This window comes from Pseudomonas antarctica (genome assembly GCF_001647715.1).
In the GTDB taxonomy this organism is placed as follows: Bacteria; Pseudomonadota; Gammaproteobacteria; order Pseudomonadales; family Pseudomonadaceae; genus Aquipseudomonas; species Aquipseudomonas antarctica_A.
Genome location: NZ_CP015600.1, coordinates 990,371 through 1,011,705, shown reverse-complemented (window position 1 = coordinate 1,011,705; position 21,335 = coordinate 990,371). Strand labels below are relative to the sequence as shown.

At 57.5% G+C, this 21,335-nt stretch carries 20 protein-coding genes; 6 read left to right on the top strand and 14 right to left on the bottom strand.

Going from position 1 to position 21,335, the window contains the following annotated elements:
* Positions 1–57: 57 nt before the first annotated feature.
* From A7J50_RS04315 to rplM, 7 genes are all read right to left on the bottom strand, one after another.
* Positions 58–477 (bottom strand): ClpXP protease specificity-enhancing factor, encoded by a 420-nt coding sequence (locus A7J50_RS04315; protein ID WP_064450696.1) that lies wholly within the window; start codon positions 475–477, stop codon positions 58–60.
* Positions 478–494: 17 nt separating this feature from the next.
* A complete protein-coding gene (locus A7J50_RS04310) occupies positions 495–1,112 on the bottom strand; it encodes a glutathione S-transferase N-terminal domain-containing protein (protein ID WP_017138266.1) in 618 nt (205 codons plus the stop codon).
* A 149-nt stretch (positions 1,113–1,261) separates the two neighbouring features.
* On the bottom strand, positions 1,262–2,041 hold the full coding sequence (locus A7J50_RS04305) for a cytochrome c1 (RefSeq protein ID WP_064450695.1): 780 nt from the start codon (positions 2,039–2,041) through the stop codon (positions 1,262–1,264).
* Positions 2,041–3,252, bottom strand: a complete 1,212-nt coding sequence (locus tag A7J50_RS04300; RefSeq protein WP_053254390.1) for a cytochrome b — start codon at positions 3,250–3,252, stop codon at positions 2,041–2,043. The genes A7J50_RS04305 and A7J50_RS04300 overlap by 1 nt, the downstream gene beginning before the upstream one ends.
* Positions 3,252–3,848 carry a ubiquinol-cytochrome c reductase iron-sulfur subunit gene (gene petA, locus A7J50_RS04295; protein WP_003216040.1) on the bottom strand — a complete coding sequence of 199 codons (597 nt, stop codon included), beginning with the start codon at positions 3,846–3,848 and terminating at the stop codon, positions 3,252–3,254. Before petA ends, A7J50_RS04300 begins: the two co-directional genes overlap by 1 nt.
* Positions 3,849–4,113: 265 nt before the next feature.
* A complete protein-coding gene (gene rpsI, locus A7J50_RS04290) occupies positions 4,114–4,506 on the bottom strand; it encodes a 30S ribosomal protein S9 (protein WP_003216038.1) in 393 nt (130 codons plus the stop codon).
* 14 nt (positions 4,507–4,520) lie between these two features.
* A complete protein-coding gene (gene rplM, locus A7J50_RS04285) occupies positions 4,521–4,949 on the bottom strand; it encodes a 50S ribosomal protein L13 (protein ID WP_003171742.1) in 429 nt (142 codons plus the stop codon).
* Between the two features lie 248 nt (positions 4,950–5,197).
* Between rplM and A7J50_RS04280 the strand changes: the two genes are divergently transcribed.
* Positions 5,198–6,238, top strand: a complete 1,041-nt coding sequence (locus tag A7J50_RS04280) for an NADP(H)-dependent aldo-keto reductase (protein WP_064450694.1) — start codon at positions 5,198–5,200, stop codon at positions 6,236–6,238.
* 116 nt (positions 6,239–6,354) lie between these two features.
* On the opposite strand, the gene A7J50_RS04275 is transcribed toward A7J50_RS04280, so the two are convergent.
* Positions 6,355–7,491, bottom strand: coding sequence for an acyl-CoA dehydrogenase family protein (locus A7J50_RS04275; protein ID WP_064450693.1), 1,137 nt, complete (start codon positions 7,489–7,491; stop codon positions 6,355–6,357).
* 220 nt (positions 7,492–7,711) lie between these two features.
* Here A7J50_RS04275 and A7J50_RS04270 point away from each other — a divergent pair, with 220 nt between their 5' ends.
* On the top strand, positions 7,712–8,632 hold the full coding sequence (locus A7J50_RS04270; RefSeq protein WP_208604459.1) for a GlxA family transcriptional regulator: 921 nt from the start codon (positions 7,712–7,714) through the stop codon (positions 8,630–8,632).
* A gap of 270 nt (positions 8,633–8,902) precedes the next feature.
* Complete coding sequence (locus A7J50_RS04265; protein ID WP_064450691.1) at positions 8,903–9,154, top strand: hypothetical protein; 252 nt, start codon at positions 8,903–8,905, stop codon at positions 9,152–9,154.
* A gap of 63 nt (positions 9,155–9,217) precedes the next feature.
* Here A7J50_RS04265 and zapE read toward each other — a convergent pair whose 3' ends face one another.
* The 3 genes from zapE to A7J50_RS04250 form a co-directional block, all read right to left on the bottom strand.
* Positions 9,218–10,312: a cell division protein ZapE gene (zapE, locus tag A7J50_RS04260; RefSeq protein ID WP_012722199.1), complete on the bottom strand. Its 1,095-nt coding sequence runs from the start codon at positions 10,310–10,312 to the stop codon at positions 9,218–9,220.
* Between the two features lie 71 nt (positions 10,313–10,383).
* Positions 10,384–11,751 carry a tryptophan--tRNA ligase gene (locus A7J50_RS04255; RefSeq protein ID WP_064450690.1) on the bottom strand — a complete coding sequence of 456 codons (1,368 nt, stop codon included), beginning with the start codon at positions 11,749–11,751 and terminating at the stop codon, positions 10,384–10,386.
* Between the two features lie 24 nt (positions 11,752–11,775).
* On the bottom strand, positions 11,776–12,405 hold the full coding sequence (locus A7J50_RS04250) for an alpha/beta hydrolase (RefSeq protein ID WP_064450689.1): 630 nt from the start codon (positions 12,403–12,405) through the stop codon (positions 11,776–11,778).
* A gap of 147 nt (positions 12,406–12,552) precedes the next feature.
* On the opposite strand from A7J50_RS04250, the gene A7J50_RS04245 reads away from it, so the two are divergent.
* Positions 12,553–12,990, top strand: coding sequence for a YhcB family protein (locus tag A7J50_RS04245; protein WP_064450688.1), 438 nt, complete (start codon positions 12,553–12,555; stop codon positions 12,988–12,990).
* Positions 12,991–13,184: 194 nt separating this feature from the next.
* Here the strand turns inward: A7J50_RS04245 and A7J50_RS04240 are convergent, their stop codons facing one another.
* The 3 genes from A7J50_RS04240 to A7J50_RS04230 form a co-directional block, all read right to left on the bottom strand.
* On the bottom strand, positions 13,185–14,909 hold the full coding sequence (locus A7J50_RS04240) for an ABC transporter ATP-binding protein/permease (protein ID WP_064450687.1): 1,725 nt from the start codon (positions 14,907–14,909) through the stop codon (positions 13,185–13,187).
* A 99-nt stretch (positions 14,910–15,008) separates the two neighbouring features.
* Entirely contained in the window at positions 15,009–15,569 is a 561-nt protein-coding gene (locus tag A7J50_RS04235) for a response regulator transcription factor (RefSeq protein ID WP_003171731.1), read from the bottom strand.
* Positions 15,562–16,824, bottom strand: a complete 1,263-nt coding sequence (locus tag A7J50_RS04230; RefSeq protein WP_064450686.1) for an ATP-binding protein — start codon at positions 16,822–16,824, stop codon at positions 15,562–15,564. The genes A7J50_RS04235 and A7J50_RS04230 overlap by 8 nt, the downstream gene beginning before the upstream one ends.
* 205 nt (positions 16,825–17,029) lie before the next feature.
* Here A7J50_RS04230 and A7J50_RS04225 point away from each other — a divergent pair, with 205 nt between their 5' ends.
* Positions 17,030–17,743 carry an SIMPL domain-containing protein gene (locus A7J50_RS04225; protein WP_064450685.1) on the top strand — a complete coding sequence of 238 codons (714 nt, stop codon included), beginning with the start codon at positions 17,030–17,032 and terminating at the stop codon, positions 17,741–17,743.
* Between the two features lie 189 nt (positions 17,744–17,932).
* On the top strand, positions 17,933–21,265 hold the full coding sequence (locus tag A7J50_RS04220; protein WP_064454852.1) for a dermonecrotic toxin domain-containing protein: 3,333 nt from the start codon (positions 17,933–17,935) through the stop codon (positions 21,263–21,265).
* Positions 21,266–21,335: the final 70 nt, after the last annotated feature.

The following is a 21,335-nucleotide window of genomic DNA, read 5'->3' as shown; positions in this document are numbered from 1 at the left end:
AAAATGCCCCGACACAGGTCGAGGCATTTTTAAGGCTCACCCGAGGGTGAAAGCCGCTTACTTCACCACTTTCAAGCTCGGCCGGCCGCTTGGACGCGGAGGCTCGGCGTCCGGTGGAGGCAGATCGTCGCCGTCTTCACCTTCGATCGCTTCGTCCTCCTCGAAAGGCGACTCCAGATCGAACACCATGCCTTGGCCATTCTCACGGGCATAGATCCCGAGGATAGCGCCAATCGGCACGAACAGCGTATGCGGCACGCCGCCAAAACGCCCTTCGAAGCTGACCGCTTCGTTGTCCATGTGCAAGTGGCGCACAGCACTGGGTGATACGTTCAGCACAATCTGCCCGTCACTGGCAAAACCCTGCGGCACGTCAACCTTGGGAAATTCAGAGTTGACCAGCATGTGCGGGGTGCAATCGTTGTCCACAATCCACTCATAGAGCGCGCGGACCAAATAGGGTCGACTGGAGTTCATCAGCGGCTCCTTAAGCCTTAGCGCATATCGCGTTCGACACCAGACAGACTTGCCTGGAAAGCCTCACGCGCAAACTGGCGCTCCATGTAATCAAGCAACGGCTTGGCCGGCCGTGGCAGTTCAATGCCCAGGATCGGCAAGCGCCAGAGTATGGGTAATAGGCAGCAATCCACCAAGCTTTGTTCCTCGCTGAGGAAAAAAGGTTTGTCGGCGAACAGCGGCGAAACACCCGTCAGGCTCTCGCGCAATTCCTTACGCGCCTGCACCCGAACGGCCTCTTTACTGCGTGTATCCAGAATCACATCCACCAGCCCACACCAGTCACGCTGGATCCGATGGATCAGCAGGCGACTGTTGGCACGCGCCACCGGATACACCGGCAACAAAGGTGGATGCGGGTAACGCTCATCCAGGTATTCCATCACCACGGTTGACTCCCACAACGCCAGGTCACGATCGACCAGGGTGGGCAAGCTGCCGTAAGGGTTCACTTCGATCAGTTTCGGCGGATGACGTCCTGCCTCCACACTGATGATCTCGGCGCTGACACCCTTCTCTGCGAGCACGATGCGTACTCGGTGGGAATAGTGGTCGGCGGGGTCGGAGTAACAGGCCAACCGATTGGTCACGCCCATGGCGGTCCTCCTCGCTTGTTGAAATTATCGAAAGCTCAAAAACGAGCGCGCCCAGAGAGCATCTCTGCAGTGCCTGGTTCAACCAGAGCGCTACGTATTCAGAGATGCCGCTGGGCGCGCAAGATTAACAGCAATTGCTTACGGTTGGATCAATGCACATCCTTCCAGTATTCGCGTTTGAGCAGATAGGCGAACACAAAGAAGAAGGCCAGGTACAGCAATACATAAGTACCAATGCGCTGATGTTGCAGTTTGACCGGGTTGGCCGAGTAGGCCAGGAAGGTCACCAGATTCTTGACCTTCTCGTCAAACTGCTCTTCGTTCAGCGTACCGGTCTTGGGCACGATGGTCAGTTGGTCACACGCTTCATGCGTCAGAGGCGTGCCAGTCAACGGATCATATTGCTTCTTGCCGTCTTCAACGACCTGAACCTGCTTGCATCCTACCACTTGGCGACCCTGCAGGCCGACCAGAACGTTAGGCATGCCGACGTTCGGGAAGACTTTGTTGTTTACGCCATAAGGACGCGCCGGGTCTTCGTAGAAGGATTTCAGGTAACCGTAGAGCCAATCGGTACCGCGCACACGCGCCACCAGGGTCAGGTCGGGCGGTGCTGCGCCGAACCAGACCTTGGCGTCGGCGGGTTGCATACCGATGCTCATGTGGTCGCCGATTTTCGCGCCCGTGAACACCGAGTGGCTGAGCATCACGTCATGTGGGATGCCCAGGTCATCGGCAACACGTTCGTAACGCTGGAACTTGGCGCTGTGGCAGCCCATGCAGTAGTTGGTGAAGGTACGCAGCCCATCCTGCATGGCGGCCTTGTCGGACACGTCGATATCGACTTTTTCCAGTTCCGGGCCGTGCTCGGCCGCGAAGGACATTAGCGGCAGCGCCGCAAGCATCAAAGCAACAAATAACTTTTTCATCAGCCAGTCACCCTTTCCGGAACCGGTTTGGTCTTCTCGAGCCGGGTATAGAACGGCATCAGAATGAAGTAGGCGAAGTACAGGAAGGTGCAGACCTGCGACAGCAACGTACGCTCAGGCGTTGGCGCCAATACGCCCAGTACCCCCAGGATCACGAACGCAATGCAGAACACCCACAGCCAGATCTTGCTCAGCCAGCCCTTGTAGCGCATGGACTTGACCGGGCTCCGGTCGAGCCACGGCAAGACGAAGAGCATCGCGATCGATGCACCCATGGCCATCACGCCCATGAGCTTGTCAGGGATCGCGCGCAAAATCGCGTAGAACGGCGTGAAGTACCAGACCGGGGCAATGTGCTCAGGTGTCTTGAAGGCGTTGGCCTGTTCAAAGTTCGGCTTCTCCAGGAAATAACCACCCATTTCCGGGAAAAAGAACACGATCGAGCAGAAGATAAACAGGAAGACGACTACGCCGACAATGTCTTTCACCGTGTAGTACGGGTGGAAAGGAATGCCATCCAGCGGGATGCCGTTTTCGTCTTTATGCTTCTTGATGTCCACGCCGTCCGGGTTGTTCGAACCCACTTCGTGCAGTGCCAGGATGTGCAACACCACCAGGCCCAGAATCACAATCGGCAGGGCTACGACGTGCAAGGCAAAGAAGCGGTTCAGGGTGATGCCGGAGATCAGGTAGTCACCCCGGATCCACTGGGTAAGGTCGTTGCCGATCACCGGAATCGCACCAAACAGCGAGATGATCACCTGGGCGCCCCAATACGACATCTGCCCCCACGGCAACAGGTAGCCCATGAAGGCCTCGGCCATCAGCGCCAGGTAGATCAACATGCCGAAGACCCACACCAGCTCGCGAGGCTTCTGGTAAGAGCCGTAGAGCAGGCCGCGGAACATGTGCATATAGACGACGATGAAGAACGCCGAAGCGCCGGTGGAGTGCAGCAGGCGCAGGATCGAGCCGTACTCGACATCACGCATGATGTACTCGACGGAGGCGAACGCCTCTTCCGCCGACGGGGTGTAGCTCATCGTCAGCCAGACACCCGTGACAATCTGGTTAACCAGCACCAACAGTGCCAGCGAGCCGAAGAAGTAGAAGAAGTTGAAGTTTTTTGGCGCGTAATATTTGCTGAGATGGTCTTCCCACATTTTAGTCGCGGGGAAGCGCGCATCCACCCAATCCATGAACTTGCTCATCAGGCTTTCTCCCCCTCGTCGACACCAATGACAATGACACTGTCAGTCTCGTAGTGATGTGGCGGAACTGGCAGGTTCAGCGGTGCGGGTTGTGACTTGTAGACGCGGCCAGCCAGATCGTAGTGGGAACCGTGGCAAGGGCAGAAGTAGCCACCCACCCAGTCTTTGCCCAGGTCGGCAGGAGCAACTTCAGGACGGAAAGTAGGCGAGCAACCCAGGTGGGTGCAAATACCGATCAGCAGCAGAATCTCTGGCTTGATCGAACGAATTTCCTTATCGACGTAGGCGGGTTGGTCGGAATTCTTCGAGTCGGGATCAGACAGCTGACCTTCGATTTTCTTCAGATTCCCAAGGATTTCCTCTGTACGACGAACGATGAAGACCGGCTGACCGCGCCATTCAGCAATCATTTGCTGGCCTGGGTCGATCTTGCTGACATTCACCTTCACCGGTGCACCTGCGGCTTTCGCCTTGGCACTGGGAAACCATGACCCCACGAACGGGACCGCAGCCCCCACCGCTCCTGCAGCACCCACCACGGACGTGGCTGCTACCAAGAAGCGACGCCGGCCTGCATTCACGCCGTCATTGCTCATTCAGTCCTCTCCCATCAGCTTTTTGGCCTGTTAAATCAGGCGTCTACTAAGTGTTGTATCTTTACTTATAAAAATTTTGCCGAATGGTAATGAAAAGCCCCACGTATGACAAGGGAATTGCCCGGGCCTCCCTCTCCAGGCCTTGTAGTATAGGGGGTCTACGGATGTGGCAAGTTGTCACGGCGAAATTTATGCATAAATCGCAGGCAATAAAAAACGCCCAGCTCCGTGAGGAGTTGGGCGTTTTTGTGGAACGTAAAGCGAATTAACGCTTCGAGTACTGCGGACGCTTACGCGCTTTACGCAGACCGACTTTCTTACGTTCAACTTCACGAGCATCGCGAGTTACGAAGCCAGCTTTGCGCAGAGCGCCACGCAGGGTTTCGTCGTACTGCATCAGAGCGCGAGTGATACCGTGGCGGATTGCGCCAGCTTGACCACTTACACCGCCACCGATAACGGTGACGTAGATGTCGAACTTTTCAACTGTCTCGGTCAATTCCAGCGGCTGACGAACTACCATGCGGGCAGTTTCGCGACCGAAGAAGTTTTCCAGAGTGCGGTTGTTGATCGAGATGTTACCAGTGCCCGGACGCAGGAAAACGCGTGCGGTTGCGGTTTTGCGACGGCCAGTGCCGTAATTTTGAGTCGCCGACATAATGAACTATTCCGTTAAAACTTCAGTTCTTGGGGCTGCTGAGCAGCATGAGGGTGTACAGCGCCCGCATAGACTTTCAGCTTGCGAAACATATCGCGACCCAGTGGGCCCTTCGGCAGCATGCCTTTGACCGCGATTTCGATCGGGGCTTCAGGCTTCTTGGAAATCAGACCTTCGAAGTTCGAAGACTTGATACCGCCTGGGAAACCGGAGTGACGGTAGTACATTTTGTCTTGCGCTTTGTTGCCGGTAACACGTACCTGCTCAGCGTTGATGATCACGATGTAGTCACCGGTGTCAACGTGAGGGGTGTACTCAGGCTTGTGCTTGCCACGCAGACGGCTGGCGACTTCAGTGGCCAGACGACCCAGGGTCTGACCAGCGGCGTCGACGACAAACCAGTCGCGCTGAACTGTTTCCGGTTTTGCAGTAAAAGTTGTCATTCTTTAATAGCCTCAGGGGCCGCCCTGTAAATTAGACGGCGGATCTTACTGAATAGTGCGTACTTTGACAAGTCAAAGGCAGCCGGATACAGACGCTATCGGGGGCTCGGGTCGGCGCGTCCGTTCAACGGCAAGATTCTTCGGCAGGCGGCGCATCACTTCCACTGCAGAAAGAGGTGGGCAATTATGCAGATTGCGAAAAAAAATTCAACCTGCTTTTATGATTGTTTTCCCCGAAGGAGTACCCGATGGATTATCGACAGCTGGGCCGCACCGATCTGAATGTAAGCGCGATAGCCTTGGGCACCATGACCTGGGGCGAGCAAAACAGCGAGGCAGAGGCCTTTGCACAGATCGAACGGGCCAAGGCCGCGGGGATCAACTTCCTCGACACAGCAGAAATGTACCCGGTGCCGCCGAAGGCCGACACCTATGCCACCACCGAGCGCTATATCGGTAATTACTTCAAAAGCCGTGGCGACCGGGCCGACTGGATCCTCGCCAGCAAGATCGCCGGCCCCGGCAACACCATTGATTACATCCGTGACGGCCACTTGCGCCACAACCGCAAGCACATCGTCGACGCCCTGGATGCCAGCCTCAAGCGCCTGCAAACCGACTGGATCGACCTCTACCAGTTGCACTGGCCCGAGCGCAGCACCAACTTTTTCGGCCAACTGAGCTACAAGCACAAGGACGAAGACGACCTGACCCCGCTGGAGGAAACCCTCGAAGCACTGGACGAACAGGTGAAGGCCGGCAAGATCCGCCACATCGGCCTGTCCAACGAAACCCCGTGGGGCACCATGAAGTTCCTGGCCCTGGCCGAAGCCCGTGGCTGGACCCGCGCGGTGTCGATCCAGAACCCCTACAACCTGCTCAACCGCAGCTTTGAAGTGGGCCTGGCGGAAGTCGCCATTCGTGAGCAATGCGGCCTGCTGGCCTACTCGCCGCTGGCTTTCGGCATGCTCAGCGGCAAATACGAAGGCGGCGCCCGCCCGGCAAAAGCCCGCCTGACCGAATACAGCCGCTTCAGTCGTTACTTCAACCCGCAGTCAGAAGCAGCCTGCAGCCGTTATGTGGCACTGGCGCGGGAACATGGCCTGGACCCTGCGCAGATGGCGCTGGCGTTCGTGACGCAACAGCCGTTCGTGACCAGCAACATTATTGGCGCCACGAGCCTGGAGCAACTGGACAGCAACATTGCCAGTGCCGACCTGAAGCTGTCGAAAGAGGTTTTGGAAGGGATTGAGGCGATTCAGAAGGACCATCCGAATCCAGCGCCTTGATTGATCCTTAAGCCGCTATCGCGGGCAAGCCAGCTCCCACACATTGAACTGTGAACACATTCAATGTGGGAGCCGGGCTTGCCCGCGATGTGGCCCGGAGCAGCACTACCAATCCATCAAAGCGCCCGCGCAATAATCTCTTTCATGATCTCATTGGTCCCCGCATAAATCCGCTGCACCCGCGAATCGGCCCAGGCCCGGGCAATCGGGTATTCCCACATAAAGCCGTAGCCACCGTGCAGCTGCACGCACTCGTCGAGCACCTTGCATTGAAGGTCCGTGGCCCAATACTTGGCCATCGCCGCCGTGGGCACATCGAGCTTGCCCTCCAGATGCAGCGCCATGCATTTATCCACAAACACGCGGCCGATCTGAATCTCGGTGGCCATCTCCGCCAGCTTGAACCGGGTGTTCTGGAAGTCGGCAATTGCCTTGCCGAACGCTTTGCGCTCACGGGTGTATTCAAGGGTCCATTGCAACGCCGCCTCGGCTGACGACAGCGCGCCAATCGCCACGGTCAGGCGCTCCTGGGGCAACTCCTGCATCAAATACGCGAAGCCCATGCCGGCCTGGCCCAACAGGTTTTGCTTGGGCACGCGCACGTCCTGGAAAAACAGCTCAGAGGTGTCCTGGGCCTTCATACCCACCTTCTCCAGGCGCTTGCCCTTGTCGAAGCCCGGCGTATCAGCCTCCACCAGAAACAGGCTGGTGCCCTTTGCACCGGCCTTGGGGTCGGTCTTGGCCACGACGATCACCAGCTCAGCGAGAAAGCCGTTGGTGATAAAGGTCTTGGAACCGTTGATCACATACTCATCACCGTCCAATACCGCAGTGGTCTTGACGCCTTGCAGATCGGAACCCGCGCCTGGCTCAGTCATGGCGATGGCCGTGACCATCTCGCCGGAGATCAATTTGGGCAAGTACTTCTGTTTCAGCGCTTCACTGCCGTAATGCAGGATGTAGGGCGCCACAATGTCCGAATGCAGGGAAAACCCGATGCCGGTCAGCCCCAGTCGGCTGATTTCCTCAATCACCACTGCACTGTAGAGAAAGTCCGCACCCAGGCCGCCATATTCCTCCGGCAGATGAGAACACAGCATCCCCGCCTCCCCCGCCTTGCTCCACAGACTACGGTCGATATAGCCCTGCTTCTCCCATTGCCCATGGAACGGCGCGGCGTGTTTTTCGAGGAAGGTGCGCACGCTCTCGCGGAAGAGTTCGTGCTCCGAGCTGAACAAGGTTCTGGGGATCATGGGTCACCTGCGTGGATTGTCGGACAAGGACGAGCCCACAGAGACTAAGCCGCGAAGGCGTCACGGGACACTGGACACATGCGACAAAAAATAAGACGATCCAGCCGTCTGGTGACCACTTTCCCCTATAAGAATAAATGAAATTATGTCTAACCAAATCTCCACGCCCCTACGGCGCGTCAGCATTTTGGCCATTGATCGGGTATTCGCTTCAACCCTCATGCAAGCCAAGGATTTCTTCCATCTCGCCAGCCTGCGTTATGGCAAACAGCAAGGCCTGGGCCTGACCCCAGCGTTTGAAACACGCCTGGTCAGCCCCGACGGGCAATCGGTACGCAGCTTCAGCGATGTGATCATGCCGGTGGACGGCGGCCTGGAAAACGCCGACATCATCGTGTTGCCGGCCTTCTGGGATGACTTCGACGCGCTGTGCACCCGTTACCCCCAAGTGCTGCCCTGGCTGCGCGAGCAACACGCCCGCGGCGCGGTGCTTTGCGGCGAGGCCACCGGCGTGTTCTGGCTGGCCGAAGCCGGCCTGCTCGATGGCAAGGAAGCGACCACCTACTGGCGTTTCTTCAATGCTTTCAGCGAACGCTTCCCCCAGGTGCAGCTCAACCAGGACAAGCACCTCACCGATGCCGACAACCTGTATTGCGCCGGCGGCACGACCTCGGCGTGCGACCTCTACATCTACCTGATCGAACGTTTCTGTGGCGCCAACATCGCGCAGGCCGTGGCCCGCGACATCCTCTACGAAGTGCAGCGCAGCTACGCGCCTGGGCGTATCGGCTTTGGTGGGCAGAAGCTGCACCAGGACGTGATCATCCTGCAGATCCAGCACTGGCTCGAAGAGCATTTCGCCGACAAGTTCCGCTTCGAAGACGTCGCCCGGGAACACGGCATGAGCATCCGTAACTTCATGCGCCGTTTTCAGACTGCCACCGGCGACAAGCCGCTGCATTACCTGCAACGGCTGCGTATCGAGACGGCCAAAGGCCTGCTCTCGGGAAGCCGCAAGAGCATCAAGACCATCAGTTATGAGGTGGGTTACGACGATGCGAGCTTCTTTGCGCGGCTGTTTCGTCAACACACGGAGTTGTCGCCGAACCAATACCGGCAGCAATTTCAGCAAGCCGCGTAGGTACGGCACCTGACGATGCAAGCGACCCTGTCATACCGCAATGGTGCAGGGTCGAACTGAAAGCCCTATGTAGCCTTACCAGGGCCTTAAGCAATACCTGCCTGCAAGACCTCCAATTCCTACAGCTAGACAGGACGAAGACGACCCGCTGCACCCTGGGCGTCTGGCATTTTAAGCGAGGTAAAAGTCGTCTATTTCTGCCGGACTTCTCTCCGGATCATAAAGGGCTTTTCTAAATCCACTGGCTCAAACTAGGACGGAGACTCAATCATGTCATCCATAGGAAGCATCTCTTTCAGCCCGGCGGTACAGCCGAACGAGACAGGCGCAAGTCAATCAAAAGAGAAACAGACTGAACTGTTGAATAAAAAAATGGAGGAGTTGAAGAAAAAGAAGAAGGACGAGGAAGAGGAGGATTCAACGTTAGTCAAGGGTCCGGACGGCGCGATCTACAAGATAGAGGGTAGCAAAAAGATCCTCGTACAACCGGCGCCGCCCTCTGAAGACCAGATCACTTTTTAACCAGCACCAAAAAATACAAAAGGCCCGCAATCGCAGCGGGCCTTTTATATGGATCACATCGGCTTACGGCTTATGCCCACGCGACAGGAACTCGTGGGATTGCATTTCGAGCAAGCGGCTCAGCGTCCGCTGGAATTCGAAGTTCAAGCGACCGCCGGTGTAGAGGTCCTTGAGTTCGACCTCGGCCGAGATGATCAGCTTGACGTTACGGTCGTAGAATTCGTCGACCATGTTGATAAACCGGCGCGCGATGTCGTCGGTGGTGACGCTCATCTGTTCCACGCCGCTCAGGATCACCGCGTGGAAGATTTTGCCCAGCTCGATGTAATCGTTCTGGCTACGCGGCCCGTCGCACAATTGGCGGAATTCGAACCAGGCCACGTCGTCGCAGGTACGCAGCGCGATGATTTCGCGGTTTTCGATCATCAACTTGTCGTTTTCCACCGCCTGGGTGCATTCCGGCGTCAGCGCGCGGAAGCTTTTTTTCAGGCTTTCGTGCGCCGCTTCGTTCAGCGGGAAGTGGAACAGCTCCGCTTGCTCAAGATGGCGCAGGCGGTAATCAACGCCACTGTCGACGTTGACGATCTCGGTGTTCTGCTTGATCAGCGCGATGGCCGGCAGGAAGCGCGCACGTTGCAGGCCGTCCTTGTACAAGCCGTCAGGCACGATGTTCGACGTAGCGACCAGGGTCACGCCGTTCTTGAACAGTTCTTCCATCAGCGTGCCAAGGATCATGGCGTCGGTGATGTCGGAAACGAAGAACTCATCGAAGCAGATGACCCGCGCTTCGTCGGAGAAACGCTTGGCGATGATGGTCAGCGGGTTTTTCTCACCCGGCAGGGTCTTCATTTCTTCGTGCACACGCTTCATGAAGCGGTGAAAGTGCGTACGCACCTTTTCCTTGAACGGCAGCGCTTCAAAGAAGGTGTCGACCAGGTACGTCTTGCCCCGGCCCACGCCACCCCAGAAATACAGGCCTTTGACCGGCGTGTGGTCTTTCTTGCCAAACAGCTTGCTGAACATCCCTGGCTTGCTTTGCGAGGCCGCGACCAGGTCGTCGTACAGGCGCTGCAAATGACGCACCGCCGTTTCCTGGGCCGCGTCATGGAAGAATTCAGGGCGTTTCAGATCAGCTTGATATCGTTCTAGGGGCGTCATAATTTCGTTAGCAAGGCAACAAAAACGGGCCGTCACTGTAACGACGGCCCTGGATAATGGCAATCACGCACTCATGAAAGGCTATCGTTTAACTTCAACTGCCTTATCGATTTTAGGGCTTTTTCAAACGCGTCTTCGAGTTCGTTGAAGCTGGAATATTTTCGACTATATGCAACTGGTTTGTTGTTCACATGAAGAACCACCTCGTCGATACCCCGAGATAAATCAATAAAACTCTGGGAGAGCAAAGACTTGGTAACAAAACCAACCTCTTTTCCGTCTGCGAACGGGTTCGACACAAGCAACTCGGTACCATCTTCCGCCAAGAGTCTGAATTTGAACCCATCCAGATCACGAAAGCTCACAAAGCGCGCAGCTTTTGGCGCCTTCTTTTTCGTATTGGTAGGAGCAGTAGACTGCGTGATGAACGAACGTAAGCCCACTGCTTCACGCAGCTCTTCAAGAAACGGCGCCGCTACGGCGCGCGCTTTCTTCGCGCCAATCAACAGTAAGTCTTCCATTTCTGAAGGGCGCGACATCAACTTATGATAGCGCTCGCGGGCGTCGCCCAACTGATCATCAAGGAGCAAAAACAGACGCTTCTTAGCCTCCCCCCAGCCTAGGCCGCCGAGGAGGTCAAGGCGCATTTCTTCTGCTTTGTTCTTACCGGCAAACGCCTGATACAGAGTAAATAGGTGCGATTTGCTCGGATCTTTCGACTCGCCGGGCGCGCGGGAGTCGGTGACGATCCGCGAGATCGCGTCTTTCATGTCCTTGGCGCTGGTGAACAACGGGATAGTGTTGTCGTAGCTCTTGGACATCTTGCGGCCATCGAGGCCTGGCAAGGTGGCGACGCTTTCTTCGATCAACGCCTCGGGCATGGTGAAGAATTCTTTACCGTTGCCGAACAGGTGGTTGAAACGCTGGCCGATGTCGCGGGCCATTTCCACGTGCTGGATCTGGTCACGGCCGACCGGCACCTTGTGCGCGTTGAACATCAGGATGTCCGCCGCCATCAGCACCGGGTAGCTGTACAAGCCCATGGTGATGCCCGCATCCGGGTCTTCGCCGCTTTCGACGTTCTTGTCCACCGACGCTTTATAGGCGTGGGCACGGTTGAGCAGGCCCTTGGCGGCAACACAGGTCAGCAGCCAGGTCAGCTCGGGGATTTCCGGGATGTCGGACTGGCGGTAGAAGGTCACCCGGTTCACATCCAGGCCACCGGCCAGCCAGGTCGCGGCAATTTCCATACGCGAGCGCTGGATGCGCTGCGGGTCATCGCATTTGATCAGGGCGTGGTAATCGGCCAGGAAGTAGAAAGAGTCGGCATTGGCGTCCTGGCTGGCGAGAATCGCCGGGCGGATCGCACCGGCGTAGTTGCCCAGGTGTGGCGTGCCGGTGGTGGTGATGCCGGTGAGGATACGGGTACGAGTCGTCATGGGTAATCGCTTATCAGACTGCTATCAATTCGAGAGGCGCGGCAGCACCAGATCCTTGAGATCGGTGAGCTTGCCATGAAAAAAGTGCCCGCATTCTGCCACTTTCAGCAGCTCATGGGGGCGTTTCAAGGCAGCGGACCACTCGTAGACGACCTGCGGGTCGACCACTTCGTCGGTTTCCGGCTGGATCAGGGTCAATGGGCAGCCTTGGGGCAGCACGTCGGTATCGCGCAGGCGCATCACGGCAGCGGCGACCATGAACAGGTGCGCGAGTTTTTCGCCCTTGGCTTCCAGGCGCCCGCCGAGGCTGGCGGCCACATAACCGCCAAACGAGAAACCGAGCAAGGTGATCGGCAGTTCGGGGTGCTTTTCCCGCAGCCAGTTGGCAGCAGCTTCGGCATCGTCCACTTCACCGGTGGCCATATCGTGGGTACCGGCGCTGGCACCGACACCGCGGTAATTGAAACGTAAAGTAATCAAACCGGCGTCGCGGGCGGTGCGTTGCAGGGTCGATACGACTTTATTGAGCATGGTCCCGCCCTGCACCGGGTTAGGGTGGCAGATCAGCGCCAGGCCACGTGGCTCGGGGTGATCAAGGTACAGGGCTTCCAATTGGCCAACCGGGCCATCGATCAAAACGGGGGTTTCACGCATGAGCAAGGAATGAACTCCGTGACCTCTCAAAGGGTCGACTCGTCTAGCTAAAAGTCTGTGCATGGCATGATTGCGAGCTTAATCGCGGTATACAGCGCAGGTCCGAGCCGTTAACGTAAAGCAAAGCCGTTTATAGAGGAAGGACTCGTGGAACACTCGCTCTTAGTTTGGTTGTTGCCGACTCTCGCCTTGGTTGCCGGTGTCGCCATTGGATTCCTGGTTGCCCGCCTGCTGCCGAATGCCGCGCCTAACCGCACGCAGCGTCAGTTGGATGACATTCAGGAACGTTTTGACAGTTATCAGAACGAGGTTGTTACCCACTTCAACAGCACCGCGACCCTGGTCAAGAAGCTCACTCAGAGCTACCAGGAAGTACAGGATCACCTCGCCGATGGCGCTAACCGCCTGGCCCTCGACGACATCACCCGTCAGCGTCTGCTGGCCGCGTTGCATTCCGATGCACCGCAAACACCGCGGGAACGCCTGACCCCTCCGCGGGAAAACCAGGAGCCACCACGGGACTACGCGCCAAAAACGCCAAACGCCCCTGGCATGCTGGATGAGCAGTACGGCTTGAAGAAGTAAGTCATGTTCAAGCATTAAAAAAGCCCGGTTGATCGATGATCAACCGGGCTTTTTTGTGGGCTTCACTCGCCAGGACAATGGAGATCCACTGTGGGAGCGGGCTTGCTCGCGAAAGCGGTGGGTCAGTCTGAACATCTGTAACTGACAGACCGTATTCGCGAGCAAGCCCGCTCCCACATTGACCGCGTAAGACCTTAAGCCGATTGCTGCTCCTGCAACAACCCACTCTCGATCCGCACATGCCGCCCATGGAAGCGCTTGAGGCTGCTGCGATGACCGACGCTGACGATGCTCAGCCCCGGCAATTCATCGATCAGCGCTTGATACAACGTCGCCTCATCCTCTTCATCCATCGCCGAGGTGGCTTCGTCCATGTACAGCCACTGCGGCGCGAACAACAACGCGCGGGCAAAGGCCAAACGCTGCTGCTCACCGGGCGAGAGCATACGTTGCCAGTGGTTGGCCTCGTCCAGGCGCGCGACCAGGTGCGGCAAGCGGCAGGTTTCCAGGACCTGTGCATAACGTTGCGCCGGGTAGACGCTGTCGTCCTGTGGATAACTCAATACGGCCTTCAAGGTCCCAATCGGCAGGTAGGGTTTCTGCGGCAGGAACAGGTAACGCGCAGCCGGCAGGCGAATGCTGCCATGCCCCGCTGGCCACAAGTGCCCCATCGCACGCAGCAGCGTACTTTTACCACTGCCGGAACGCCCACTGAGCATCACACGCTGGCCCGGCTCTACGGTCATGTCGGCGTCGGTGAGCAAGTGGCGGCCGTCGGCCAGGTCCATGCCCAGATCCTGCACCACCAACCGCTCGCCCTCAGGGCGCACATCGATGGCTGGAGTACGCTGTTCGTTTTCACTCATAGCCTGGTGGAAGCTGAGCAGACGGTCACTGGTCGCACGCCAGCTGGCCAGGTCGGCATAGGCACTGATGAACCAACTGAAGTTGCCCTGCACATTGCCAAACGCGGAGTTGATTTGCATCAGCTCGCCCAGTTCGATCTTGCCGGCGAAATAGCGCGGCGCCGCAACCATGAAAGGGAAGATGATTGCGATCTGTTCGTAGCCGGCGGTGAAGAAGGTCAGGCGCTTGGACACTTTCATGATGTCCCAGAAGTTGTGCCAGACTTTACTGAAGCGTGTGCTCAAGCGCTGTCTTTCATTCGGCTCGCCGTTGTACAGGGCGATGCTCTCCGCGTTTTCACGCACACGCACCATGGAGAAACGCAGGTCTGCTTCGAAGCGTTGTTGTTGGTTGCTCAGGCCAATCAAGCGACGACCGATCAGGTGAGTCAACCAGCTGCCGACACCGGCGTAGACCAATGCGCACCAGAACATATAACCCGGGATGGTGAAGCCAAACACCTCGATACTGCCGGAAACACCCCACAAAATAATCGAGAACGACACGAGGCTGACGACATTGCGCAGCAGCCCGAGGCCCAGGCTCAACGTGTTCGAGGTGAAGTTATTGAGGTCTTCGGAAATCCGCTGGTCCGGGTTATCGGTGTACCCACCCTGCTCCAGCTGGTAGTAGTTCTTGTCGGCGAGCCAACGTGCAAAATGCTTTTCGGTGAGCCAGGCACGCCAGCGGATGGTCAGCATCTGGGTCAGGTAGAGGCGGTAGACAGCACCCAGAATGGCCACGGCCGCGATACCGCCGAAATAGCCGATCAGTTGCCAGAAAGCAGCCGTGTCCTTGTGCTCCAGAGCGTTGTAGAAATCCTTGTACCAGTGGTTGATCCACACGGAGATCGCCACGCTGAACAGCGACAAGCCAATCACCGCGCCCAGCAACAACCAGGCCTTGCCTTTCTCTTCACTGCGCCAATACGGCGTGATCATCGCCCAGGTTCGGCGAAAGAATTGCCCACGCACCGCGTCGTTGACCGCGGAATACTCAGCGTTCTGATTCATCGTTCAGGCTCGGTAGGGGAAAATGACAGGCGTTTGAACCGATCATAGACGATCGGTTCAGCGCTCCGTGCTGCCTGAAGCAGATTGTTCAGACTTTGTTCAGCGCCGTACCGGACGCTTCTGCAGCTTGCGTTGCAGGGTGCGGCGGTGCATGCCCAGGGCACGGGCAGTGGCGGAGATGTTGCCCTCATGTTCGGTCAGCACACGCTGGATGTGTTCCCACTGCAAGCGGTCCACCGACATCGGGTTTTCCGGCACCAGGGTATCGAGGTCGGCGTGTTCGGACAGCAAGGCTGCCAGCACGTCGTCGGCGTCCGCCGGTTTGCACAGGTAGTTGCAGGCGCCGCGCTTGATGGCCTCGACAGCGGTGGCAATGCTGGAATAACCGGTGAGGATCACCACGCGCATTTCCGGGTCGAGTTCCAGCAGCTTGGGCAGCAGCACCAGGCCGGAGTCGCCGTCCATTTTCAGGTCGAGCGCGGCGTAGTCCGGCAAGTCAGCCTGAGCGATGGTCAGGCCTTCTTCGGCGGAGCCTGCGGTGCTCACGCGAAAACCACGACGGCTCATGGCGCGCGCCATGACGCGGGTAAAGGTGGCGTCGTCATCTACCAGCAACAGGTGCGGCAGTTCTTCGCCTTCGACTTGGATCTCGTCACTCATCGATATCTCCTCGTGCGACACGGGGCAGGCGCAGCTCGGTGAGCGTGCCACCTTCCTCATGACTATAGAGCTTCACTGAGCCGCCCGCGCGGGTCACGCTGGCCTTGCTCAAAAACAGGCCCAGGCCGAAGCCTTTGCCCTTGGTGGTAAAGAACGGTTTGCCGATCTGCTCGGCAATGGCCAGCGGCACGCCCGCGCCGTGGTCACGAATGCTGATGGTCACGTTTTCCGCATCCCAGTCCAGCTGTACGCCCAGGCCTTCGGGGCAGGCGTCAGCAGCGTTGTTCAACAGGTTGAGCAGCGCCTGGGTCAGGTCCGGTGGTGGCGCCATGCGGGGCACGCTGCCCTGGCCCAGCAGGTTGAAACGGTAACTGGCTTCGGGGCGCATCAGGTGCCAACGGTTCAGGGCTTCGTCGAGCCACTGGGTCACGTCCTGCATCTCCACGGCCAGGCGGCGATTGGCTTCAGCGGCACGCACCAGTTGCTGCAAGGTCTGTTTACATTGCTTGACCTGTTCCTGCAGCACGCTCAGGTCATCCTGCAGGGCTGGGTCGTGATGGTCCTGGACCATTTCATTGAGCAGCACGCTCATGGTCGCCAGCGGCGTACCCAATTCATGGGCGGCGCCGGCAGCCTGAGTGGCGACGGCCAGCAATTGCTGGTCGCGCAGGCCTTCTTCGCGGCGAATGGCGCGCAACTCTTCCTGGCGACGCAGTTCTTCGGCCATGCGTGCAGCGAAGAAGGTAATCACTGCAGCGGACAGGGCGAAACTCAGCCACATCCCGTAGATCTGCAGGTTTTCCCGCGCGATGGGGAAGGTCTGCAATGGATAAAACTGTGCCAGCAACAAGGTGTACAGGGTCAGCGCAATACCCGACAGCACCACCGAGTAGCGCCACGGCAAAGTCACCGCGGCGATGGTCAGTGGCACCAGGTAATAAGAAACAAACGGGTTGGTGGAACCACCGGAGAAATACAGCAACACACTGTGGATAAACAGGTCGCAGGCCAATTGCAGGGCGTATTCCAGCTCAGTCACCGGCCACGTGGTGCGCAGGCGGATGGCCGTAAACACACACAGCACGATGGAGAAGCCGAGGGTCACGGCCAGTTGCAGCCAGGGCAACGGCAGCAGGTCGAACCAATACGCGAGCCCGACGGAGCCAGCCTGTGCGGCCAGTACCAGGGTGCGAATGAACGTCAGGCGCCAGAGGTTCTGGCGTGTGGCGGAAGTCAGTTTTACGGCGGCGAGCATGAGCTCTCCCGGTGAGCGCTGCAGGCGGATCGGCAGGAGTATAAACGAAGCAGGCCGCCTGGCATGACGTGTGTGGCTCTTTGACGCAGGCCGCGCAAACGACCGTTCGTCGGCATCCCCACAACTTGTAGCGAATGTGTAAACCCGAAGAACCCGACATCACCGTCTACAGTCATACCGAACACGAATATCCCAAGGAGCTTCCATGTCTCGTTTCACTCGCAGTGCAGCCGTTATCACCCTCAGCGCCAGCGCCCTGGCCAGCCTTCCCGCCATGGCCGCCGATGCGCTGAATTACAACCAGATTTCCCTGCGTGCCGAGGTCAGCCAGGAAGTTGCCCGCGACAAGATGATCGTCACCCTCTACACCGAATCGCAAAACGCCGACCCGGCCAAGCTTGCCGCTGAAATCACCACGACCATGAACAAGGCCCTGGGCGAGGCTCGTGAAGTCAAAGGCGTGACCCTGCGTCAGGGCAGCCGCAACAGCTACCCGATCTACGACAACAAGAACCAGAAGATCACCGGCTGGCGTGAGCGCGCTGAACTGCGCCTGGAAAGCGCCGACTTCCCGGCGCTGTCCAAGCTCACCGGCGATCTGCTGAACACCCTGAAAATGGAAAACATGGACTTCGCCATCGCCGACACCACGCGTAAGGCCAGCGAAGATGCGTTGCTCAAAGACGCGGTTGCCGCCTTCAAGGCACGCGCCCAATTGGCCACCGACGCACTGGGCGGCAAGGGTTACAAGATCGTCAACTTGAACTTCAACACCAACGGTTATCCACAACCGTACGCCCGAAACGGCGGGATGATGATGAAAGCGGCCATGATGGATTCGGCGCCGACGCCGGAAGTGGAGGCTGGGACCAGTCAGGTGAACATGAGCGCCGACGGCGTGATTGAAGTCCTGCAGTAAGGCTTTTCGAAACAGAAAAACGGCGCGGCCTTGAGGGTTAGCGCCGTTTTTTTTGTAAGACCCAGCGACACCGTCTGTAGTCCCTCATATCCAGCCACAGACCCATATGGAATCAAATGCCAGGTTCTCACTACAGAGTTAATGCAACGGCGCACGCCGACATCCTCTTACTTCACGAGAACCGAATTCATGACCGTATATCTCAATCGGACACCTCCTCAGTTACAGGAAAACCTACCTGTCTATGCGCCGCCGAAAACCGAAGCGCAAACCACGCAAGCGCCCCAACGCTCAGCCGAAAAAACGGTTAACCCTCATGAAACACAGCTGCTCAAAGCTTACCTTGAGCAGGTGAATCGCCTGGCGCTGCACACCTCGCCCAGACTGGTCAGTGTTCCGAGACAGAGTACCTTGGGCCAATGGCTTGAATTATATGATGCGCACGTGCGACAACCCGCTCTCAATGGATGGCTGTTTAGACAAGGAATCCACGACATCGGCCAGTTTTCGGTCGCCCCCTCAACAGGCACCTTGTCCGCTGAAGTGGAGGGAAAAAAGAAAACTTTCAGCCTTACGGACACGTCGGGCTGGGGACAAATCTCAGCGGCATTGCTGGCGACCGCCAGCGTGATCGCACCCGGAAAAAGTGGTGATTTGCGGGTGGAACAACATGATGGCTTCCTTCAAGTCCATCCAAAGGTAGTGGCACACTTCCAAGGTGTTCCATTCCCGCAATCCGCCGCCTTTGCTCGGGCGCAATTCAACCAACTGGCCCCCAAAGATGCGTTCGACCCTATCCCGCCTGATGACCGATTACGCCCTGCCAGCCGCCGCTCAGAAGACGCGATGCAAGCGCAAATACAGAGTGCCGGCAAGTTCTACAGCACCGCCCCCGCGGCACTGGATTACAAGCTTTTGGCGGTCGACGTCGCCAACAACCTGCCCGATACGCGGGCAGAAGCCAAGAAGTGGGCAGAAGCGCTGATTCTCAAGTTGACGGGCAACGTGGTCGATGCTGACACGATCTATTTGAACCGTTTCAGGAGCGCGAGCAGCGCGAACACCGTAACAGGCTGGGAGCACACTTTTGAGGAGCCCTACTCCTCATTACGCCTGCCGGATGCCCTGCTGAAAAACTTCTCCGAACACGACTGGATTCCCGGCACTCTGGATCAGGAAACGGGTTTATACACGGTCGGCGCCGGTCAAAGCACACAGGGCGGGTACGGCGCCCACAACCAATTCGCCCTCGCCCCCTCCGCGGTGATGCATGAGAGTTGGAAGACCGACTTCCAAACCGGGATGACCCAGAAAATCGATCATTTCTGGCGCGCTCATACCAGTGGCTATGAGACGGCGATCAAGGGCGAGTTCGTTTACCAGGCCCGCAAGCAATTGAAGGCGGCGGAAGCCCGTTCACCGGCTGAGCGCAAGCTGCAACCGCCCGAGCAACAATTCACGCGTGACGACTACCGCCTGGTGATGGGGGCAGTCTCCAACCTTTCCCTCGACGAAAATGCACCGCTCAGCGTCGAACAACTCATGGCCATGGCGCCGGTGAAGGGCATCGTTCAGGCCAATGCCCTTAGCATCCATGGCTTTACGTCCAACGATATTGTGCGCTTCAGCGCTGCCGATGGCCGGCAGGTGGTTTCCATACCTGGAAACGTGCCGGCCTATCTGAGGTTCGACTCCCTGGCAAAGCTGGAGAAATGGGTGATTGACCAAAGCAAGCATCCTAAAAAGCGGGAAGCCTTGCTCTCACATTTTCCGTTGATCTACCGTCAGGACCATGAAGCCAGTTTTGGCACACGGGCAGCATCCGGAGTGGTGCCATTTCTGTGGCTCACGCATATAGCCGACAAGAAAGAGGGCCTGAATACCCTTTTCGATAAAATGGCCACCGGGGCACTGAAAGATACTGTGATCAATGACAGCCACTCGAACATTGAGGGGGATGTGTTCGCCGCGCTGGCATTCGCCACCAAAGAGCGCATGCAGAGTGATGCTGACGTTGTCATCAAGTCCAACAGCGAAGTGATCCGCGACACTTGGCTGAACGACATCACCGTGGCCGCCGGCTTGTTGGCCAAACTTGCCCCCATCGCTGCACCGGTTGCCGCTGCGGCCGTGCTCGCAGGGTTAACCGAACTGGCGTTAGGAGCAGAAAAAGCCTCGTCCGGCGACACGCAGGCGGAACGCAAGGACGGTGCCTCCAAGGCATTCGATGGTTTGTTGAATACCCTGTTCTCAGTCGGGGCGAGCGCAGTCCCTGAAGACCCGTTTGCCCTGCCTCCCGAGACAAAATTACCGCCCGCGGAGCCGCTGATTCCACCGACCGCCAATGAAATCCAGGAGCCACGGCCAGGACCGTCCTCCGGTAACAGTTCTGTCGTCAACGCGCCTGTGCCGCAACCCTTGCCGAGATCCGAGTCACTTATCCGCGTGGCGCAACATGCAGTCCCTGACGGTGAGGCATTGATAAAGAATGCTACTCGAGACGCACTCGGTGTTTATCGAATGACTGACAGTAAGGGGACATTCCGCCAATTCGTGCGCTTTACCGATGAAACAGAAACGAGCCGTATATTTGAAATATCGGGTCGTTACCGGTCCGGCGACGCCTTTGCCAGAATCATTAATCCGGATAACGGCGCGGGGCTGATGGTGATAACACCGGGTCGCGATGCTCAATGGGAGCGCGCACCTGCCGATGGAGGCCTTCGACTGTGGCCATGGACAGGTACGCCTTCGCCAACGCCGAGTGAAAACCTGACGCCGAAATTCTCTGACTTGTTCGCAGACTTCGATGAGCCGGCGGTAAAGCAATCGGAGAGATTTGACGCACTGCTAAAAGTTGATGAAGCAAAACCCTTCTTGCCGTCGACAAAAGGATATGAAGAAAATGGCGAACTCAAAAGAAAGTTGGTGCTTACCTGGAGCGCCCCCAAACAGGAATTCACACTGCTTGAATCTGAGAAGGCTATCGCTACGCCTTACAGCGACAGCAACTATTCGCACAACTTCATTCTTGACCTTAACCGCTCTGACTACTCAGTCACTAAACTGACAGAACACGGCGAGCTTCACTTCAGTCTGGATGCCCACGGCGACTCTGCAGAAACGATCCGACTCAATAGGCTTAAACAGTTCGAGAGTGCGATTCCCGATGCGGCTATGCGCTCGCGAATTTCCGAGGTCGCCCATCAAGGCTCGGTCGAGCCCGCCACTATCGAGTTGATCAGTACTTTAAAAGACGGCTATAGCCCGAAAGTGAGCACCGCTACTTACTCGGTAGAATATGACCCCGTCAAAAACGAAGCCCGCGTCAAAGTCGCCGCCCAATGGGATGTGAATGATTTGAGCGGTGACGAGATGAAGCCTGTTTCAGATATGAAAATGACCAGCAGCCGAACCTTTCTCGTCAGCTTGGGCAACGAAGTATCAGACAACCCCTACATCATCCAGGAGATGGCCCCGACTCAGCTCGAGGCAACGCTACCAGGAGGCCCGGCCCAATAAGCTACTCACAGCAATTGAGACGCTAATCTCTACCTGAGTCACAAGAACGGCGGTAACCTCGGTGACCGCC

What these genes read in the sequence shown, in the direction of transcription:
- A7J50_RS04315 (WP_064450696.1), bottom strand. Translation starts at nt 477, where the DNA reads ATGAACTCCAGTCGACCCTATTTGGTCCGCGCGCTCTATGAGTGGATT.
- A7J50_RS04310 (WP_017138266.1), bottom strand. Translation starts at nt 1,112, where the DNA reads ATGGGCGTGACCAATCGGTTGGCCTGTTACTCCGACCCCGCCGACCAC.
- A7J50_RS04305 (WP_064450695.1), bottom strand. Translation starts at nt 2,041, where the DNA reads ATGAAAAAGTTATTTGTTGCTTTGATGCTTGCGGCGCTGCCGCTAATG.
- A7J50_RS04300 (WP_053254390.1), bottom strand. Translation starts at nt 3,252, where the DNA reads ATGAGCAAGTTCATGGATTGGGTGGATGCGCGCTTCCCCGCGACTAAA.
- petA (WP_003216040.1), bottom strand. Translation starts at nt 3,848, where the DNA reads ATGAGCAATGACGGCGTGAATGCAGGCCGGCGTCGCTTCTTGGTAGCA.
- rpsI (WP_003216038.1), bottom strand. Translation starts at nt 4,506, where the DNA reads ATGTCGGCGACTCAAAATTACGGCACTGGCCGTCGCAAAACCGCAACC.
- rplM (WP_003171742.1), bottom strand. Translation starts at nt 4,949, where the DNA reads ATGACAACTTTTACTGCAAAACCGGAAACAGTTCAGCGCGACTGGTTT.
- A7J50_RS04280 (WP_064450694.1), top strand. Translation starts at nt 5,198, where the DNA reads ATGGATTATCGACAGCTGGGCCGCACCGATCTGAATGTAAGCGCGATA.
- A7J50_RS04275 (WP_064450693.1), bottom strand. Translation starts at nt 7,491, where the DNA reads ATGATCCCCAGAACCTTGTTCAGCTCGGAGCACGAACTCTTCCGCGAG.
- A7J50_RS04270 (WP_208604459.1), top strand. Translation starts at nt 7,712, where the DNA reads ATGCAAGCCAAGGATTTCTTCCATCTCGCCAGCCTGCGTTATGGCAAA.
- A7J50_RS04265 (WP_064450691.1), top strand. Translation starts at nt 8,903, where the DNA reads ATGTCATCCATAGGAAGCATCTCTTTCAGCCCGGCGGTACAGCCGAAC.
- zapE (WP_012722199.1), bottom strand. Translation starts at nt 10,312, where the DNA reads ATGACGCCCCTAGAACGATATCAAGCTGATCTGAAACGCCCTGAATTC.
- A7J50_RS04255 (WP_064450690.1), bottom strand. Translation starts at nt 11,751, where the DNA reads ATGACGACTCGTACCCGTATCCTCACCGGCATCACCACCACCGGCACG.
- A7J50_RS04250 (WP_064450689.1), bottom strand. Translation starts at nt 12,405, where the DNA reads ATGCGTGAAACCCCCGTTTTGATCGATGGCCCGGTTGGCCAATTGGAA.
- A7J50_RS04240 (WP_064450687.1), bottom strand. Translation starts at nt 14,909, where the DNA reads ATGAATCAGAACGCTGAGTATTCCGCGGTCAACGACGCGGTGCGTGGG.
- A7J50_RS04235 (WP_003171731.1), bottom strand. Translation starts at nt 15,569, where the DNA reads ATGAGTGACGAGATCCAAGTCGAAGGCGAAGAACTGCCGCACCTGTTG.
- A7J50_RS04230 (WP_064450686.1), bottom strand. Translation starts at nt 16,824, where the DNA reads ATGCTCGCCGCCGTAAAACTGACTTCCGCCACACGCCAGAACCTCTGG.
- A7J50_RS04225 (WP_064450685.1), top strand. Translation starts at nt 17,030, where the DNA reads ATGTCTCGTTTCACTCGCAGTGCAGCCGTTATCACCCTCAGCGCCAGC.
- A7J50_RS04220 (WP_064454852.1), top strand. Translation starts at nt 17,933, where the DNA reads ATGACCGTATATCTCAATCGGACACCTCCTCAGTTACAGGAAAACCTA.